This is a genomic window from Pantoea sp. Lu_F5_004 (genome assembly GCF_051136245.1).
GTDB lineage: Bacteria > Pseudomonadota > Gammaproteobacteria > Enterobacterales > Enterobacteriaceae > Pantoea > Pantoea agglomerans.
Window position 1 is genome coordinate 1,933,637 of sequence record NZ_CP194946.1, and the last position, 16,579, is coordinate 1,950,215.

Genomic DNA, 16,579 nt, shown 5'->3' on the forward strand with positions numbered 1-16,579 from the left:
TTCAGAGTTGGCTGCAAATGTGCCCGAAGGCACATCGTCAATCAACGTAACAGCATATAGAGCCGATAAAGATAGATAATCAACATCGCCGAAACCACATTGCCTGCCGCGGTGAAAATCACCGATGAGACATTCAGCGGTAAAACCGTCAGCGAAGAGAAGAACAGCATCACCACTACTTTGGCCAGCAGCCAGAGCAGAATAGCGGGGGCAATCAGCTTCACATTCTTCCACGCCATCCGCATGCTGGCCCGCATGGCGGCAAAGACACCCATCTTCTCACTGGCCACCATCACCGGAGCCAGCGACAGCAGAATCGTCAGCAGAATGCCTGGCACCACCAGCACCATAAAGCCCAGTTGCGCCACCAGCGTCATCAGGAAGGTGAGCAGCAGCAGCTTTGGCAGCAGCGGCGCTGAAGCACCAATCGCCCGCAACGCACTGACACGCTGGCCGGAAGAGACCATCGGGATCAGATAGAGCATTCCGCCGAGCAGCAGCGTGTTCCCCATCAGCGCAGCGAAGGTGCTGGCCGCCGAGGCGCGCAGCAGCACCTGCTGCTGTTCCGGTGACATATTCTGCACCATCTCAAACAGCGAACCGGCGATATCGTCACCCTGTTGCAGGAGGGCCATCTGATCGGCACCCGGCGTCAGCACATGCACCAGCATGACGGTGATAAAAGCGGCCAGCAGCGACATCAACAGCACCGTAGCCAGTTGATGGCGCGCGAAATTTCCTGTGTCACGGTATAACGAGCTTGCCGTGATAGACATGTACACTCCTTTGAGGAACCGGGTTAATTAACCCGGCGATTGTACATGTTCTGGCAGCTCGCGGGCACCCGCTGCGGCATAACTTTCTGTCATGGCAGGTAAAGATGGAGAAAAAAGGGCGGGAAGGCCATACCGGGCGCGGGCGCGATCGCAGGCTTCATTGTGGATACCCGCTTCGCCCGACATCGAAAATTCCCGACAGGGCGTCGGACGTTGTTCGTAAATTCCGCAGGAGACACAGCCGCCAATGTCGCCCTCAAGGGCAACGCAGCGCGGCGCGCGATCGTTCGTACCACGCATATTGCGCATTAACAGGCTGAGCGGTTCGGTTAATGCGGTCGGCACCGGGCCGCCTGCATCATCGGCTTCGGCCCAGTAAAATGAGACGCGGAAATGGGCGCAGCAGGCGCCACAGCTGACACAAGGGTTAGTTATTTCACTCATTTGATCACCCGCCCCTCCCAGGGCATCGAACCAAAATCACCAGAGAAGATAAGCAAAATAGGCCCGGCGAAATTATTCAGCAAGGGGAATTTTGCTGCGCCAGCCTGAGCCGAAATTGATCTAAATCAATTCATTGTTTTTTAAGTAATTTATCTGAAAGGTACAGAGTGCAATTTTCTGTAAATCACGTTAAATATTTGCCAGCAAAAAAGCGATGACGTTCGCGACATTAACATTAAGCAAAGGAGTGATGATGAAACTGGCAAAATGCGCGATGCTGCTGGCTCTGGCTTTACCCCAGCTGGCAATGGCCCACGAAGCAGGCGACTTCTTTATGCGTGCCGGCAGTGCCACCGTTCGGCCCACCGAAGGTTCCGATAATGTGTTAGGGATGGGCGAGTTCAGCGCATCCAACGATACGCAGCTGGGCCTGACCTTTACATACATGGCAACGGACAACATTGGTGTCGAATTACTGGCCGCCACACCGTTCCGTCACAAAGTGGGCCTGGGCCCGACCGGAACACTGGCAACGGTACGCCAGTTACCGCCTACGCTGATGGCGCAGTACTACTTTTTTGACAGCAAGAGCAAAGCGCGTCCTTACGTTGGCGTAGGTATCAACTACACCACCTTTTACGACGCCGATTTCAATCAAACGGGCCGCGATGCGGGCCTGACCGATCTCAGCGTGAAGGATTCCTGGGGTGTGGCGGGTCAGGTCGGTCTGGATTATCAGATTAACCGTGACTGGATGTTGAATGCGTCGGTGTGGTACATGGATATTGATACGGAAGTGAAGTTTAAAGCGGGTGGCGAGCAGCAGAATATCAATATGCGCATCGATCCCTGGGTCTTCTTCTTCGGTGCGGGTTACCGTTTCTGATGATAAAGACGATAAAAAGGCCGCTGAATCAGCGGCCTTTTTTTGTCTGTTAAGACGTTATTTGATCTGCATATTGTTTACCACGGACTTTACGCCCGCCACGCTGCGCGTAACCTGAACGGCACGATTAGCCATCTGTGGTGATGAAACAAAACCGCTCAGCTGAACTTTACCTTTAAAGGTTTCTACGTTGATTTCAGTTGATTTCAGTGAGTCATCTTTCAGCAGTTCACCTTTAACTTTTGTGGTCACCACGGTGTCATCAATATAGCCACCGGTTCCCTCTTTGGTTGCGGTTGGCGCACAGGCGCTCAGTGTCAGCGCAACCACGCCCGCCAGTACAGCACCTGTCAGCAGTTTAACGAATTTCATTGCTTTCTCTCCCTGTCACAAAATGGATGCGACGTTACCGTAACGGCGCATTGTCATTGTGGTGCAGATTTTGCAAAAAGGGCAAATGGGGGAATGAAAAAAAGGAAACAAATCATGCCTTATCGCGCGATAAGGCATGCTGGCAGGATTAACGGCTGGCGGCTTTAAGGCGGCTGACAAAGTTCTTCAGCTCGCTCAGCATCACCTCAGGCTCTGAATGATGCTTTTCGATGATTCTGACAATCGCAGAACCGGAGATCGCGCCCGCAGCGCCCGCAGCGATCGCTTCCTTCACCTGTTCAGGCTCAGAAATACCAAAGCCCTGCAGCGGCGGGGCTGCATGGTATTCACGCAGCTTGTCGATCAGATGCTGCAACGGCAGGCTGGCGCGGTTTTCAGCACCGGTAACGCCCGCGCGCGACAGCAGGTAGGTGTAACCCCGTCCGTGCGAAGCGATCTCACGCAGCAGCTCATCGCTGGCGTTGGGCGGACAGATGAAGATGGGTGCCACGCCATGACGCAGCGCGGCCTGACGGAAGGGCGCGGACTCTTCAACGGGCACATCCGCCACCAGCACCGAATCCACACCCGCCTCTGCACAACGGGCATAGAACTCATCCACACCGTTGGTGAAGACCAGGTTGGCGTACATCAGCAATCCAATCGGCAGATCCGGATACTTACGGCGGATAGTGGCCAGCATTTCAAAGCATTGGCTGGTGTTAGTGCCCGCCGCAAAGGCGCGTAACGTCGCGTTCTGGATGGTCGGGCCATCTGCAAGGGGATCGGAGAAGGGAATACCCAGCTCCAGTGCATCCGCGCCTCCTTCAACCAGGGCGTCAATCACGCGCAGTGAAAGCTCCGGTGACGGATCGCCCAGCGTAACAAAAGGAACGAAAGCCCCTTCGTTATTCGCTGACAGACGCGTAAACAGTTGATTGTAACGTTCCATCAGATTTCTCCCTGCGCTGTCAAAATGTCATGAACGGTGAAAATATCTTTGTCGCCACGGCCAGAGAGGTTGACCACAATCAACTGCTCTTTTTCCGGCTCAGCCTGAATCATCTTCATGGCGTGCGCCAGGGCGTGGGATGACTCCAGCGCCGGAATAATACCTTCATCGCGACAGAGCTGTTTAAAGGCGGCCAGCGCTTCGTTATCGGTGATGGAGACATATTCCGCACGACCGATGCTGTTCAGGTGCGCATGCTGCGGGCCTACCGACGGGAAGTCGAGACCGGCAGAGATCGAGTAAGACTCCTCAATCTGGCCATCATGGGTCTGCATCATCGGCGATTTCATACCGAAGTAGATGCCGACGCGACCGTGCTTGAGCGGCGCGCCATGCTCGCCGGTCTCAATGCCGTGGCCCGCAGGCTCTACGCCGATCAGCTTCACGCTGGTCTCATCGATAAAGTCGGCAAACATGCCGATGGCATTGGAGCCGCCGCCCACACAGGCGAGGATCGCATCGGGCAGGCGACCTTCTCTTTCCAGAATCTGCTTTTTAGTCTCTTCGCCAATCATGCGCTGGAACTCACGCACAATCGTCGGGAAGGGATGCGGACCCGCCGCGGTGCCGAGCATATAGTGTGATGTCTCGTAGCTGCCAGACCAGTCGCGCAGCGCTTCGTTACAGGCATCTTTCAGCGTGGCGGAGCCGCTGTGCACCGGGATCACTTCTGCGCCCATCAGACGCATACGGAAGACGTTGGGTGACTGACGCTCCACATCTTTTGCGCCCATATAGATGCGGCATTTCATGCCCAGCAGCGCACAGGCCAGCGCTGAAGCTACGCCGTGCTGACCCGCACCGGTTTCGGCAATGATTTCGTTTTTGCCCATGCGTCTGGCTAACAACGCCTGACCCAGCACCTGGTTGGTCTTGTGCGCGCCACCGTGCAGCAGATCTTCACGCTTAAGATAGAGGCGGGTTTTGGTGCCTTTAGTCAGGTTTTTGCAAAGCGTCAGGGCGGTAGGGCGACCCGCATAGTTCTTCAGCAGGTCGGTAAACTCGGCCTGAAACTCAGGATCTTTCTGGGCGTCGACAAACGCCTGTTCCAGCTGGCGCAGGGCTGGCATCAGGATTTGCGGAACATACATTCCGCCAAATTCGCCAAAGTAGGGATTAAGTAACGTCATTTTTTATCTTCCTTTCTCGGGCCCGCCGTTGAGCAGGCCAGGCAAATCAGTAGGCTCGCAGTGTCTGAAACACAGCGGCAATTTTACGGGCATCTTTGATGCCAGGCGCGCTTTCCACGCCAGAGTTGAAGTCCAGTCCGGCACAGCCGAGCTGTGCGGCTTCAACACAGTTATCCGCGCTCAGGCCACCGGCCAGCAGCACATTGTTGAGCGTCTGTCCCTGCAACAGTGACCAGTCGAAACGCTGTCCGGTTCCGCCGTCGCCATTATCAAACACATAACGGTCAACATGAGGCCAGTCGCGCGCCGGTAAGATGCCTTCTATGCGCAGCGCCTTCCAGATTTGAATCTCTGCTGGCAGAGCCGCGCGCAGTTCAGCCACAAACTCCGGCGTCTCGTTGCCATGAAGCTGCACCGCAGAGAGTGAAAGCGTACCGGTTTGCGTGACAACGTCACTTACAGCGGCATTGCGGAACACGCCGACGTAGCGTAGCGGCGCCGCAGCGATCACGGTCTGCGCCGTAGCGGTGTCAATCTGGCGCGGAGAACCTTCCGCGAAGATCAGACCGCCATAGATTGCCCCGGCTTCATAGGCGGCGCGCGCATCTTCGGCACGGGTCAGGCCGCACACTTTATTGCTGCCCAGCGTGACCCGACGCACCGCTGCGGTCAGGTCGGCCTCTTCCATCAGTGCAGAACCAATCAGGAAGCCGTTGGCAAAGTGGCTCAGCTCGCGAATATCGGCATAGCTGTTAATGCCTGATTCGCTGATTACCGTGACGCCGTGGGACAGGCGCGGTGCCAGCTGACGGGTGCGGTTAAGATCGATAGAGAGGTCACGCAGATCGCGGTTGTTGATACCCACGACTTTGGCCTGCAGCGCGATAGCCCGCTCCAGTTCCTCTTCATTACTCACTTCAGTCAGAATGCCCATCTTCAGGCTGTGCGCCACGGCGGCCAGCTGACGATACTGCTCATCATCCAGCACTGACAGCATCAGCAGAATCGCATCAGCCTGGTAGTAACGTGCCAGATAGATCTGATAAGGGTCGATGATAAAATCTTTGCACAGCACCGGCTGGGTGATGGCCGCGCTGACAATCGGCAGAAAGGCGAAGTCGCCCTGAAAATATTTTTCATCGGTCAGCACTGACACCGCGGATGCGTAGTGGCGGTAGACCCCGGCAATGGCGGCTGGATCGAAATCCTCGCGAATAATGCCTTTTGAGGGAGAGGCCTTTTTACACTCCAGGATAAACGCGGTTCTTGCACCCTGCAGCGCGTCGTAGAAATGACGGCTGGCGGGTTCAATGCTGTTCTGAAAGGTAGAGAGAGGCTGCTGCTGCTGACGGGCTTCAACCCAAATCGCTTTGTCCTGAACAATTTTTTCTAACACGGTGCCTTTCATGATTATCCTCTTGCTGCCAGTGCGACAACACGCTCATAAGCCTGTCCGCTGCGGATGGCGTTAAGCGCCTGCTGTGCGTTTTCACGCAGATCTTCCTGACCGAATACTTTAAGCAACATCGCCACGTTGACGGCGACGGCCTCCTCATGGGCCTGCTGGCCATTACCCTGGAGTAAAGAGGTCAGAATGTCACGATTTTCTTCCGGCGTGCCGCCCGCCAGCGCCTCTTTGGGATGGAAGCCAAAACCAAAGTCCTCTGGCGAGAGCTGATAGCGCGTAATTTCACCTTCACGCAGTTCGGCCACATGGGTTACATCGTGCAGCGCCACTTCATCCATTCCGCCACCGTGAACCACCGCCGCGCGCTGATAACCCAGCACTTTCAGCGTCTGGGCAATCGGCATTACCAGTTCCGGGCTGTAGACGCCAATCACTGCCAGTGGCGGGCGTGCCGGGTTGATCAGCGGGCCCAGCACGTTAAACAGCGTACGGGTCTTAAGCTGCTGGCGGACCGGCATCGCGTGGCGAAATCCGGTGTGATACTGCGGCGCAAACAGGAAGCAGACATTCAGATCGTCCAGCGCCTGGCGTGCCCGGTCAGCGGGCATATCGAGATTGATGCCAAAGGCGGCCAGCAGGTCGGAGGATCCCGATTTGCTGGAGACGCTGCGGTTGCCGTGCTTCGCCACTTTCAGACCGCAGGTCGCGGCGACAAAGGCGCTGGCAGTCGAGATATTAATGCTGTTACTGCCATCGCCGCCGGTGCCCACAATGTCGGCAAACGCATAATCAGGGCGGGGAAAAGGTTTGGCATCTTCCAGCAGCGCGGTGGCGGCTCCGGCGATCTCTTCCGGCGTTTCACCACGCACTTTCATGGCGATCAGCGCGGCAGCGAGCTGCGTTGGTTCCAGCTGTCCGGTAATGATGGCGCTGAACAGCTGATGACTCTCAGCCTGATTCAGCGTTTGCGCCTGGTAAAGTTTTTCCAGTGTCTGTTGCATATTTATTCTCCCTGTTACTTCGCCAGCGCCCAGGCCAGCGTCTGCTCAAGCAGGCGCGCGCCCTGAGAAGTCAAAATCGATTCAGGATGGAACTGAAATCCGCATACGCGATCGGTTTCATGGCGAACGGCCATCACCATCCCGTTGTAACTGGCATTTACCGTCAGCTCATCCGGCGTGTTGCTGCCCACCAGCGAGTGGTAACGCGCCACCGGCAGCGGATTGCTCAGACCGGTAAACATCGCCTCGCCGTCATGGTCGATTGAAGAGGCTTTGCCATGCAGGATCTCGCCTGCCTGGCCCACATGGCCGCCATAGGCTTCGACTATCGCCTGGTGACCCAGACAGATGCCGATAATTGGCAGACGACCACGCAGCACCCGCAGCAGCTCCGGCATACAGCCAGCATCTTTTGGCGCGCCGGGACCAGGAGAGAGCATCAGCACCGGGTTCTCCATCCGCTGCAGCTGTTCAATAAGCAGTTCGGCGGGCAGGTTGTTGCGATAGATCACCACGTTGTGACCAAAGGTGCGCAGCTGATCAACCAGGTTATAGGTAAAAGAGTCGATGTTATCGAGCAGCAGAATATCGGCCATCAGAAGATCTCCTTGCAGTGATGGGCAGTCGCGATAGCGCGCAGTACGGCGCGCGCTTTGTTGCGGCTTTCATCAGCTTCAGCCTGCGGATTAGAATCCAGCACCACACCTGCGCCCGCCTGAACGGTGGCGACGCCGTCTTCTACATAGGCGGAGCGGATAACGATACAGGTATCGAGATCGCCCTGGGCGGTGAAGTAGCCCACCGCGCCGCCGTAGCTGCCGCGACGGGTGCGTTCAGCCCCGGCAATCAACTGCATGGCGCGAACTTTTGGTGCTCCGCTCAGCGTGCCCATGTTCATACAGGCACGATACGCGTGCAGCACATCGAGGTCCGCGCGCAGCGTGCCCACCACGCGGGAAACCAGATGCATCACAAATGAGTAGCGGTCAACTTTGGTCAGGTCAGCCACGTAACGGCTGCCGGGCACGCAGATTCGCGCCAGATCGTTACGCGCCAGATCCACCAGCATCAGATGTTCAGCCAGCTCTTTATGGTCGGTACGCATCTCCAGCTCAATGCGGCTGTCGAGATCGCGGTCCAGTGAGCCATCAGCATGGCGGCCACGCGGGCGGGTACCGGCAATCGGGTAGATCTCAATCTGACGGGAGGTGGCGTCATATTTCAGCGAACTCTCCGGCGACGCGCCAAACAGAGAGAAATCCTGATCCTGCATGAAAAACATGTAGGGGCTGGGATTACTGTTTTTCAGTGTCTCATAAGCAGCCAGCGGCGACGGGCACGGCAACGAGAAGCGACGTGACGGCACGACCTGGAAAATTTCGCCGATGCGAACTGCCTGCTGCAGGGTGCGTACTACGTCGCAATACTCTTCATCACTCTGGCTGGTGGTCAGCGTCATCTGTTCAACCGGCTGGACCGGCAGAGCCGGTGCCGGCTGCAGCATCTGGCCGTGCAACTGCTCGATGCGGCGCTGCAGGCGCTGGAACTCGCTGGTGGACGGGCAGAACAGGCTGGCCTGCAGACGCGCACTGCGGGTCTGGTGATCGATCACCAGTAAGGTTTCTGCCAGGTAAAAACAGTAGTCGGGGCAGCGTTGCTGATTATCCAGCTCCGGCAGGGTTTCAAAACCGGCAACCAGATCATAAGCAAACAGGCCACCCAGCAGCACGGCTTCGCGTTCATCGGCAGGAGAGTTGACCAGTTGTGGAATCAGACGCAGTGCATCAAACACCGACAGTGCCTTGAGGCGGGAATCTTCATCCTGCTGATGGTCGGTGCTCTGCGGAAAAGTCAGTTCACGTCCATCGGGACGAACCTGATTGCTGACCGACGCAGGCAGGGCCTCATCCAGCAGCGGCAGCAGGGCGCGGCCATTTTCTGACAACGCCTGAACGGTGACATTATTGCCCATTGCGCTGACGCGCAGCGCGCTGTCGACAATCAGCAGGCTTTTTAAGTTGCGCTTGCTATCGATGTCAGCGGATTCAAGCAGCAGGGTTGCCGGACGTGCGCCGCACAGCTGGTGAAACACTGCGGCCGGATCTTCGCGGTAGGGTGCGGTGCCGGTAATCAACTTCACTGTAGGTTTCGCATTTGGCATGATGATTTCTCTGAATTTCGCTCAAAAAAAAGCCCGCTCGGTGGCGGGCTCAGGTATTAGCACAGCGTTTACGCAAAGTGTGCACGACCCTGTCGCCCGTTTTCGGGAACATCGCGCCAACCGTTTAAATGCGTGATTACAACAGCCATGATTGAATACCCGTTACGTGTGAACTTGTGTACTAGTTAACGGGTTCAGGGCGGAAATGTCAATACACTTTTTCACTGACCGTGAAAATCGTTATCATGCTGGCCGGTTTAGTTTTTGCAGGAGTTCTCTTGAGCGATATCGCCCGTTTCCCGGTCTATGATTTACACAGCCACACGCGTGCCTCCGATGGCTTACTGACGCCTGCAGCCCTGGTGCAGCGAGCGGTTGAGATGCGCGTCGGCGTACTGGCGATCACCGATCACGACAGCGTTGCAGGGGTAGATGAAGCGCAGCAAACGGCAATCGATCACGATTTATCGATAAAAGTGCTGGCGGGCGCAGAAATCTCCACCCTATGGGAGAACCATGAGATTCATATCGTGGGACTCAACATTGATATCCGCCATCCGGCGATGGTGGCGTTTCTGGCCGGACAACATGCCTGTCGGCAGGCACGTGCAGAAGAGATTGGTGAGCGACTGGCGAAAGCACGTATCCCGGATGCACTGGCGGGAGCCACGCGACTGGCTGATGGCGGCATCATTACCCGCGGTCACTTTGCCCGCTTCCTGATTGAGCAGGGTAAAGCAGAGAATATGGCGCAGGTGTTCAAAAATTATCTGGCGCGTGGCAAAACCGGTTACGTGCCGCCACAATGGTGTACAATTAAACAAGCTATTGATGCGATTCATCATTCTGGTGGCTGCGCTGTGCTGGCGCATCCTGGCCGTTACGGTTTATCGGCAAAGTGGCTCAAGCGGCTGGTCGCCCATTTCCGCGAAGCGGGCGGCGATGCGATGGAAGTTGCGCAGTGCCAGCAGCCACCCAATGAGCGCACGACGCTGGCGCAATACGCCAGAGATAATGAACTGGCCGCATCACAAGGTTCTGATTTTCATCAACCCTGTCCGTGGATTGAACTGGGCCGCAAACTCTGGCTGCCCGCGGCGGTTGAGCCGGTCTGGGAACGCTTCCCTGATCTGGCTCCCGGCCTGGCAATCACGGAAAGGTGACACGAGGTTTCTATGAGTCAATTGTTTCATATTCATCCGGACAACCCGCAGCCTCGCCTGATTAATCAGGCGGTAGACTACCTGAACAAAGGCAGCGTCATTGTTTATCCAACCGATTCCGGCTATGCGCTGGGCTGTCGGCTGGAGGAGAAGGGCGCGATGGAGCGTATCTGTCGTATCCGTCAGCTCGACGGGCACCACAACTTTACCCTGATGTGCCGCGATCTCTCTGAGCTGTCGGTCTACTCGCAGGTGGGCAACTCAGCGTTTCGCCTGCTGAAAAACAACACGCCAGGCAACTACACCTTTATTCTCAAGGCGACCAAAGAGGTGCCGCGCCGCCTGATGAATGAAAAACGTAAGACCATTGGTCTGCGCGTGCCCTCAAATCCCGTGGCGCTGGCGCTGCTGGAAGCACTGAATCAGCCGATGATGTCGACCTCATTAATTCTGCCGGGCAACGATTTCACCGAGTCCGATCCGGAAGAGATCCAGCACAGCATCGGCAAGCTGGTCGATCTGATTATCGACGGCGGCACGCTGGGCCAGCAGCCGACCACGGTGGTCGATCTGACCACCGATGCGCCGGAAATTGTGCGTGAAGGGGTGGGCGATACCCGCCCGTTCCTGTAAGCCCTCAGGCTCAGGCACCGCGTGTCGGTGTCTGGGCCAGATTCGACTCTAACCAGCTTTTGAACTGGCCGTAAGGGATATAAAGTGACACATCTTTCAGGATCACTTTGTTATTACGCCCATTTTTAATTGAGTCAGAATAGCCAACAATCACGCCGCCCAGCGTATCATCACGGTTATAAACGCCGCCGCCCGACATTCCCTGAACAACGCCTGCATTGGAGGCCATGGCTATACAGGGACTTTTATTCCAGTTATTCCGAATTGCCGTGCGGGCTAAATTAACTCCCGTCGATTCAACCGGCATCGCCGAAATAAAGCTATAGCCATACATTTTAACCGGATCGCCGATGTCGCTGTTGCGGAACTTAGTCAGCGTGCTGGCGTCATTCTTGTGATAAATAATCGCAAGGTCGCAATAAGGGTGATAAGACTTGACGCGCTGCACGGCAGTTTTGGCGACGTGCGCAGCCGTCAGGCTATATTCAGGCGTCAGAGGAATGCTGGTGCCCAGTGTGCCGAGACCGAGGATCGTCGGAATGCCAGTCACGCTCATATCTACGTGCTGCATCGCCGTACGACTGTACTCAGTGTGGCCCACAGAACACCCGCTCAGCACCAGTGCAGCAAGCACCGGGCACAGCAACAGGTTTTTCATGATGGGTTTCTTTATTCAGGCATGTCGGGAAATCCCTGGTGAAGATTTTTGACATGCAAGCAAGGTTCATCACTGAACCGTATTAACGCAACAACTCCGGATGCGCCGGTTTATTGGATTAATGTAAAAAGACTATTTTTATAAACGAATAACAAAAGCCGGACTTCATTGTTGCAGGACCCCTCTATCGTGAGTCCTGCTTTTTATTGTGCTACAGGAATAAATTATATCAGCTTAATAGTGTCGTACAATTTATTAAAGCTAATAAGAATCAAATGTTATGAAAAATAAGGTTTTAAATAAATCTGCCTTAAGAATAATCTAACATTTTTATATTTACCGACCATTTGTGATGGATAAAATCAACCTGGCAGTTGTTTATTCTGATTTTAATGTTTTCTGAAGAAGATTAAAAGCAAGAGTGAATCTATAGAAGTGTAAGATAGTGTTATGGTTTTCATCACCAGAACATCATTTTGATGCCTCCTGAGTGGTAAGAAAATTTAATTGTCATCAGCTATAAAGTTTTCAATAGATGCATTTTATTAATCAAAGGTCTTGTCAGATGATCGCACATTATTCAGAAGCGTATTAAGGATTAATAGAGTTAAAACTATTTGAGGCCAACTCTTCTTTATTGGCTATTAACCCACTCATAAAGCGCGTTACTTCAGGGGTAAATGTCTGTATAATGGGGCCGAATTAATAGGTTAACCTGTTGATTCAGAAAGAATTATCACCCTACCGTGACGCCTGGGAAGGCGACAAAGAGGAAGCTCAATGAGCGAAAAGTTACAGAAAGTCTTAGCGCGTGCCGGTCATGGCTCGCGTCGTGAAATCGAATCAATGATTGCCGCTGGCCGTGTCAGCGTCGACGGCAAGATCGCCACCCTGGGCGACCGCGTCGAAAGCAGCAAATCTCTGAAAATCCGTATTGATGGTCATCTGGTCTCGATTGCTGAATCAGCAACCGAAGTTTGCCGCGTGCTGGCTTACTACAAACCAGAAGGTGAACTCTGTACCCGCAGCGATCCTGAAGGGCGCCCAACGGTATTTGACCGTCTGCCTCGTCTGCGCGGTTCACGCTGGATTGCCGTTGGCCGTCTGGATGTGAACACCTGTGGCCTGATGCTCTTCACCACTGACGGTGAACTGGCGAACCGCCTGATGCATCCGAGCCGTGAAGTGGAACGTGAATATGCGGTGCGCGTCTTTGGTCAGGTCGACGATGATAAAATTCGTCAGCTGAGCAAGGGCGTTCAGCTGGAAGATGGCCCGGCTGCCTTTAAAACCCTGAAATTTGGCGGTGGAGAAGGGATCAACCAGTGGTACAACGTGACCCTGACCGAAGGACGTAACCGTGAAGTGCGTCGTTTATGGGAAGCGGTCGGCGTGCAGGTCAGTCGTCTGATGCGTGTTCGCTACGGCGATATCACCTTACCAAAAGGCCTGCCACGCGGTGGCTGGACCGAACTGGATCTGCCTGCGGTTAACTACCTGCGTAACCTGGTGGAAATGGATGATGAAACGGTCACCAAACTGGTGGTCGAAAAAGATCGTCGTCGCACCAAAGCGAACCAGATTCGTCGTGCCGTGAAACGTCACAGTAAAGTGAGCAGCACCCCACGTGCACCACGCCGCAATCCGGGCAGCAAACGTAACTCCGGTTAAGCACGTTGCCCGATCGCTAAAAACGCAGCCCCAGGGCTGCGTTTTCTTTTTCTGTTACCAGTCAATTCCCTGCTGAGCCTGTATCCCGGCATCAAAAGCGTGCTTAACCGGCCGCATCTCAGTCACCGTATCCGCCATCTCAGTCAGGCTGCGATGACAGCCACGTCCGGTAATGATGACGCTCTGATGCGCCGGGCGCTGTTGCAGGGCCACTATCAGCTCTTCCAGTGGCAGATAATCCATGCTGACCATATAAGTGATTTCGTCGAGCACCACCAGATCCAGCTGCTCATCGGCCAGCATCCGTTTTGCATGTTGCCATACCGCCAGACAGGCGGCGGTATCCGTTTCGCGATTCTGCGTATCCCAGGTAAAGCCGGTTGCCATCACCTGAAATTCAACACCGTGCTGTTCCAGCAGGTTGCGCTCGCCATTCGGCCAGTCACCTTTAATAAACTGGATAGCCGCCGCGCGTTTGCCATGACCGGTGGCACGGAGTGCCGTGCCAAAGGCCGCAGTGGTTTTGCCTTTGCCATTGCCGGTAAAGACCATCAGGATGCCACGAACCTCCGTGGCTGCAGCAATACGCGCGTCAACCTGTTCTTTTAATCGCTGCTGACGCTGTTGATGACGATCGTCAGCCATTATTCAGCGGCTCCCGGTTTTCTGCCTGGCTGGGCATCAAAGCTGATCCCGGTTTTGCGACGGCTGTCATCACCCATCAGATAAAGGTAGAGCGGCATCAAATCGGCAGGGGTTTTCAGCTTATTGGCATCTTCCTGCGGGAACGCGCTGGCACGCATTTTAGTTCGCGTCCCCCCTGGATTAATACAGTTCACCCGCAGCGGCTGGTTCTTATACTCATCAGCCAGTACCTGCATCATGCCTTCGGTAGCAAATTTAGAGACGGCGTAAGCCCCCCAGCCCGCGCGACCGGTGCGGCCCACGCTGGAGGTGGTAAACACCAGTGAACCGGCATCCGATTTTAACAGCAGCGGCAACAGCGCCTGCGTCAGGAAGAAGGTGGCGTCCAGGTTGATGTTCATCACCTGCTGCCAGACCTGTGGGTCAAGTTCAGCCAGCGGCACAATCTCACCGAGGATACCGGCGTTATGCAGCACGCCGTCAAGACGCGGGAACTGCTGTGCCAGCTGTTCTGCCACCTGCTGGCAACGTTCTGGTGTCGCTTCGGCCAGATCGAACACCACAGTGTGAGCAGGGCAGAGATTGAGTTGATTGATCGCCTGTTCGACCTGCTGAAGCTTCTCAGGGTTACGGCCCATCAGGATCACTTCTGCGCCATAGCGGGCATAAGTCAGCGCCGCTTCCCGGCCAATGCCATCTGAAGCGCCAGTGACCAGGATAATGCGATGATTGAGCAGGTCGCTTTTCGGTTGATAATGCACAGCGGGGTCCTCCAGCGAAAACAGCATGATTCCGCTTTATGCCTGAATTTACGAATGGGCGCAATCGCCAACCCACGCATTCTGTGCCAGCTGCTGGCATTTCAGGCGACGAAGCGGGGCAAAACGGCTAAACTGGCGAACTGTTTTTGATTCTCTGTTTACTAAGGCGACCTATGGATTTTATTTCAACGTATGGACTGTTTTTAGCGAAAGTGGTGACACTGGTGGTTGCCGTCGCTGTGATTGTCATGATTGTGATGAATGCCGCGTTACGCAAACGGGCACAAAACGGTCAGCTTCGGCTGACCCATCTGGATGATGATTATCAACAGATGAAAGAGGATTTGCAGCTGGCAAAAATGAAGCCTCAGGCACAAAAAGTCTGGCTGAAAAATCATAAGAAAAGTGAAAAACTGAAAGCCAAAGCGGAAAAGCAGGCGGCGAAGCAGGGGCAGGCAGACAGTGCGAAGCCCACGCTCTATGTGCTCGATTTCAAAGGCAGCATGGACGCCCATGAGGTGACCTCACTGCGCGAAGAGATTTCAGCCGTGCTGGCCGTGAAGCAGCCTGGCGATGAAGTGCTGCTGCGTCTTGAAAGCCCGGGCGGCGTGGTTCATGGCTATGGCCTGGCAGCCTCGCAGTTGCAGCGTCTGCGCGATCAGGGTCTGCGCATCACGGCGGCCGTGGATAAAGTGGCTGCCAGCGGCGGTTACATGATGGCCTGCGTGGCCGATCGCATTGTGGCGGCACCTTTCTCGATTATTGGCTCCATCGGCGTGGTTGCGCAAATCCCCAATTTCAACCGCCTGCTGAAACGGAACGATATTGATATTGAGCTGCATACCGCCGGACAGTACAAGCGCACGCTGACGCTGTTTGGTGAAAACACCGAAGAGGGACGTGAGAAGTTCCAGGAAGATCTCGACGAAACGCACCTGCTGTTCAAGCAGTTTGTCCACCAGATGCGCCCGTCACTCGACATCGATCAGGTGGCAACCGGTGAACACTGGTATGGCCGCCAGGCGCTGGACCTCGGCCTGATTGACGAAATCGGCACCAGCGATGATCTGATCATCGGTCAGATGGACAAGTTCAGCGTGCTCGGCGTGCATTATGCCCGCCGCCGTAAGGTGATGGATCGCTTTACGCAGAGCGCCGGCTCGGTGGCAGAGCGCCTGCTGCTGAAACTCTGGCAGCGCGGCGAGAAGCCTCTGCTCTGATGATGCGAAACCCGGCCTGCGCCGGGTTTTTTTATTCCAGGTGGTAGAGCGGCGACAGCACCACGGCAAGGTGTTTGAACACGTTAAACACCGCCGTGGTTTTAGCCGTCGGCAGTCCATCGGCATCAAGAAAAAACGGTCCGCGAAATACCAGCACATCTCCCTGCTGAATCACCTCATCCGCCTGCATTCCCGCTAAATAATCATCATGTTCTTTGATCAGCGCATTGGCCTTTTCCAGCAACGCCTGGCGGGAAATAGCCTGAGTTGAACTCTGCATTTATTCACTCCTGTTTGACAGCACTCTAATCCTTTCTATATTACTGGCGAGTCACGCGGTGTGACAAATCGGTGTAATCGATGAAAACCTGGCGTAAGTCCGGGCTGAGTGCTAATTAAGTTGCGTAACAGATTTTATCAGGTAGAGTGTGGGCGATTCCGATTTCAGGGATTTTGCACCAGGATGTGCGATGAGTTCAGATAGAAAAAGCACTCTTTATCATGCAGTTGCATAACGCCACATCATCTGATCTGAGATTGACCCCTCCGCCTTGAAATGTTAAACAGGCGCAGCAATATTGAACCCATTGGGTTTTTGGGCATCCAATCCTCTCCCGTTAAGCAGGATGTTTTCATTA

16 protein-coding genes, 1 pseudogene and 1 other annotated feature are annotated in these 16,579 nt (G+C 55.0%); of the genes and pseudogenes, 5 read left to right on the top strand and 12 right to left on the bottom strand.

Translation table 11 applies throughout. From position 1 onward, the window contains the following. Window positions 1-41: 41 nt before the first annotated feature. Window positions 42-776 (bottom strand): YciC family protein, encoded by a 735-nt coding sequence (locus tag ACR8BN_RS08925; RefSeq protein ID WP_434747545.1) that lies wholly within the window; start codon window positions 774-776, stop codon window positions 42-44. 27 nt (window positions 777-803) lie between these two features. Continuing rightward, window positions 804-1,220 carry a YkgJ family cysteine cluster protein gene (locus ACR8BN_RS08930; RefSeq protein ID WP_434747546.1) on the bottom strand — a complete coding sequence of 139 codons (417 nt, stop codon included), beginning with the start codon at window positions 1,218-1,220 and terminating at the stop codon, window positions 804-806. A 250-nt stretch (window positions 1,221-1,470) separates the two neighbouring features. Here ACR8BN_RS08930 and ompW point away from each other — a divergent pair, with 250 nt between their 5' ends. Further along, entirely contained in the window at window positions 1,471-2,106 is a 636-nt protein-coding gene (gene ompW / locus ACR8BN_RS08935) for an outer membrane protein OmpW (RefSeq protein ID WP_031593125.1), read from the top strand. A 57-nt stretch (window positions 2,107-2,163) separates the two neighbouring features. Here the strand turns inward: ompW and ACR8BN_RS08940 are convergent, their stop codons facing one another. The 6 genes and pseudogenes from ACR8BN_RS08940 to ACR8BN_RS08965 form a co-directional block, all read right to left on the bottom strand. After that, window positions 2,164-2,478, bottom strand: a complete 315-nt coding sequence (locus ACR8BN_RS08940) for a BON domain-containing protein (protein ID WP_010244430.1) — start codon at window positions 2,476-2,478, stop codon at window positions 2,164-2,166. A gap of 148 nt (window positions 2,479-2,626) precedes the next feature. Beyond that, window positions 2,627-3,430, bottom strand: a complete 804-nt coding sequence (gene trpA, locus ACR8BN_RS08945) for a tryptophan synthase subunit alpha (protein ID WP_010670255.1) — start codon at window positions 3,428-3,430, stop codon at window positions 2,627-2,629. Beyond that, window positions 3,430-4,620, bottom strand: coding sequence for a tryptophan synthase subunit beta (gene trpB / locus ACR8BN_RS08950; RefSeq protein ID WP_083067927.1), 1,191 nt, complete (start codon window positions 4,618-4,620; stop codon window positions 3,430-3,432). The genes trpA and trpB overlap by 1 nt, the downstream gene beginning before the upstream one ends. 46 nt (window positions 4,621-4,666) lie before the next feature. After that, window positions 4,667-6,028, bottom strand: coding sequence for a bifunctional indole-3-glycerol-phosphate synthase TrpC/phosphoribosylanthranilate isomerase TrpF (gene trpCF / locus ACR8BN_RS08955; protein WP_430018100.1), 1,362 nt, complete (start codon window positions 6,026-6,028; stop codon window positions 4,667-4,669). A gap of 2 nt (window positions 6,029-6,030) precedes the next feature. After that, window positions 6,031-7,625: pseudogene (gene trpD / locus ACR8BN_RS08960) on the bottom strand (bifunctional anthranilate synthase glutamate amidotransferase component TrpG/anthranilate phosphoribosyltransferase TrpD). Continuing rightward, window positions 7,625-9,190, bottom strand: a complete 1,566-nt coding sequence (locus tag ACR8BN_RS08965; RefSeq protein ID WP_010670253.1) for an anthranilate synthase component 1 — start codon at window positions 9,188-9,190, stop codon at window positions 7,625-7,627. Before ACR8BN_RS08965 ends, trpD begins: the two are co-directional and overlap by 1 nt. Before the next feature lie 23 nt (window positions 9,191-9,213). Then, window positions 9,214-9,315, bottom strand: a sequence feature (Trp leader region). Window positions 9,316-9,468: 153 nt separating this feature from the next. On the opposite strand from ACR8BN_RS08965, the gene rnm reads away from it, so the two are divergent. Together rnm and ACR8BN_RS08975 are read left to right on the top strand one after the other, a co-directional pair. Further along, on the top strand, window positions 9,469-10,353 hold the full coding sequence (gene rnm / locus ACR8BN_RS08970; protein ID WP_434747547.1) for an RNase RNM: 885 nt from the start codon (window positions 9,469-9,471) through the stop codon (window positions 10,351-10,353). Between the two features lie 12 nt (window positions 10,354-10,365). After that, complete coding sequence (locus tag ACR8BN_RS08975; protein WP_003853883.1) at window positions 10,366-10,986, top strand: L-threonylcarbamoyladenylate synthase; 621 nt, start codon at window positions 10,366-10,368, stop codon at window positions 10,984-10,986. Window positions 10,987-10,996: 10 nt separating this feature from the next. Here the strand turns inward: ACR8BN_RS08975 and ACR8BN_RS08980 are convergent, their stop codons facing one another. Beyond that, window positions 10,997-11,644: a serine protease gene (locus ACR8BN_RS08980; RefSeq protein ID WP_039386281.1), complete on the bottom strand. Its 648-nt coding sequence runs from the start codon at window positions 11,642-11,644 to the stop codon at window positions 10,997-10,999. Between the two features lie 780 nt (window positions 11,645-12,424). Here ACR8BN_RS08980 and rluB point away from each other — a divergent pair. After that, entirely contained in the window at window positions 12,425-13,315 is an 891-nt protein-coding gene (gene rluB, locus ACR8BN_RS08985) for a 23S rRNA pseudouridine(2605) synthase RluB (RefSeq protein ID WP_010670251.1), read from the top strand. A gap of 54 nt (window positions 13,316-13,369) precedes the next feature. Here the strand turns inward: rluB and cobO are convergent, their stop codons facing one another. Both cobO and ACR8BN_RS08995 read right to left on the bottom strand, forming a co-directional pair. After that, window positions 13,370-13,960, bottom strand: a complete 591-nt coding sequence (gene cobO / locus ACR8BN_RS08990; RefSeq protein ID WP_031591595.1) for a cob(I)yrinic acid a,c-diamide adenosyltransferase — start codon at window positions 13,958-13,960, stop codon at window positions 13,370-13,372. Next, window positions 13,960-14,721, bottom strand: a complete 762-nt coding sequence (locus tag ACR8BN_RS08995; RefSeq protein ID WP_083068814.1) for a YciK family oxidoreductase — start codon at window positions 14,719-14,721, stop codon at window positions 13,960-13,962. The genes cobO and ACR8BN_RS08995 overlap by 1 nt, the downstream gene beginning before the upstream one ends. A 173-nt stretch (window positions 14,722-14,894) precedes the next feature. On the opposite strand from ACR8BN_RS08995, the gene sohB reads away from it, so the two are divergent. Continuing rightward, a complete protein-coding gene (gene sohB / locus ACR8BN_RS09000) occupies window positions 14,895-15,941 on the top strand; it encodes a protease SohB (RefSeq protein WP_031591592.1) in 1,047 nt (348 codons plus the stop codon). A 31-nt stretch (window positions 15,942-15,972) separates the two neighbouring features. Here the strand turns inward: sohB and ACR8BN_RS09005 are convergent, their stop codons facing one another. After that, the gene (locus ACR8BN_RS09005) at window positions 15,973-16,221 is read right to left on the bottom strand and encodes a YciN family protein (protein ID WP_031591591.1); all 249 of its coding nucleotides are present in this window, start codon (window positions 16,219-16,221) and stop codon (window positions 15,973-15,975) included. Window positions 16,222-16,579: the final 358 nt, after the last annotated feature.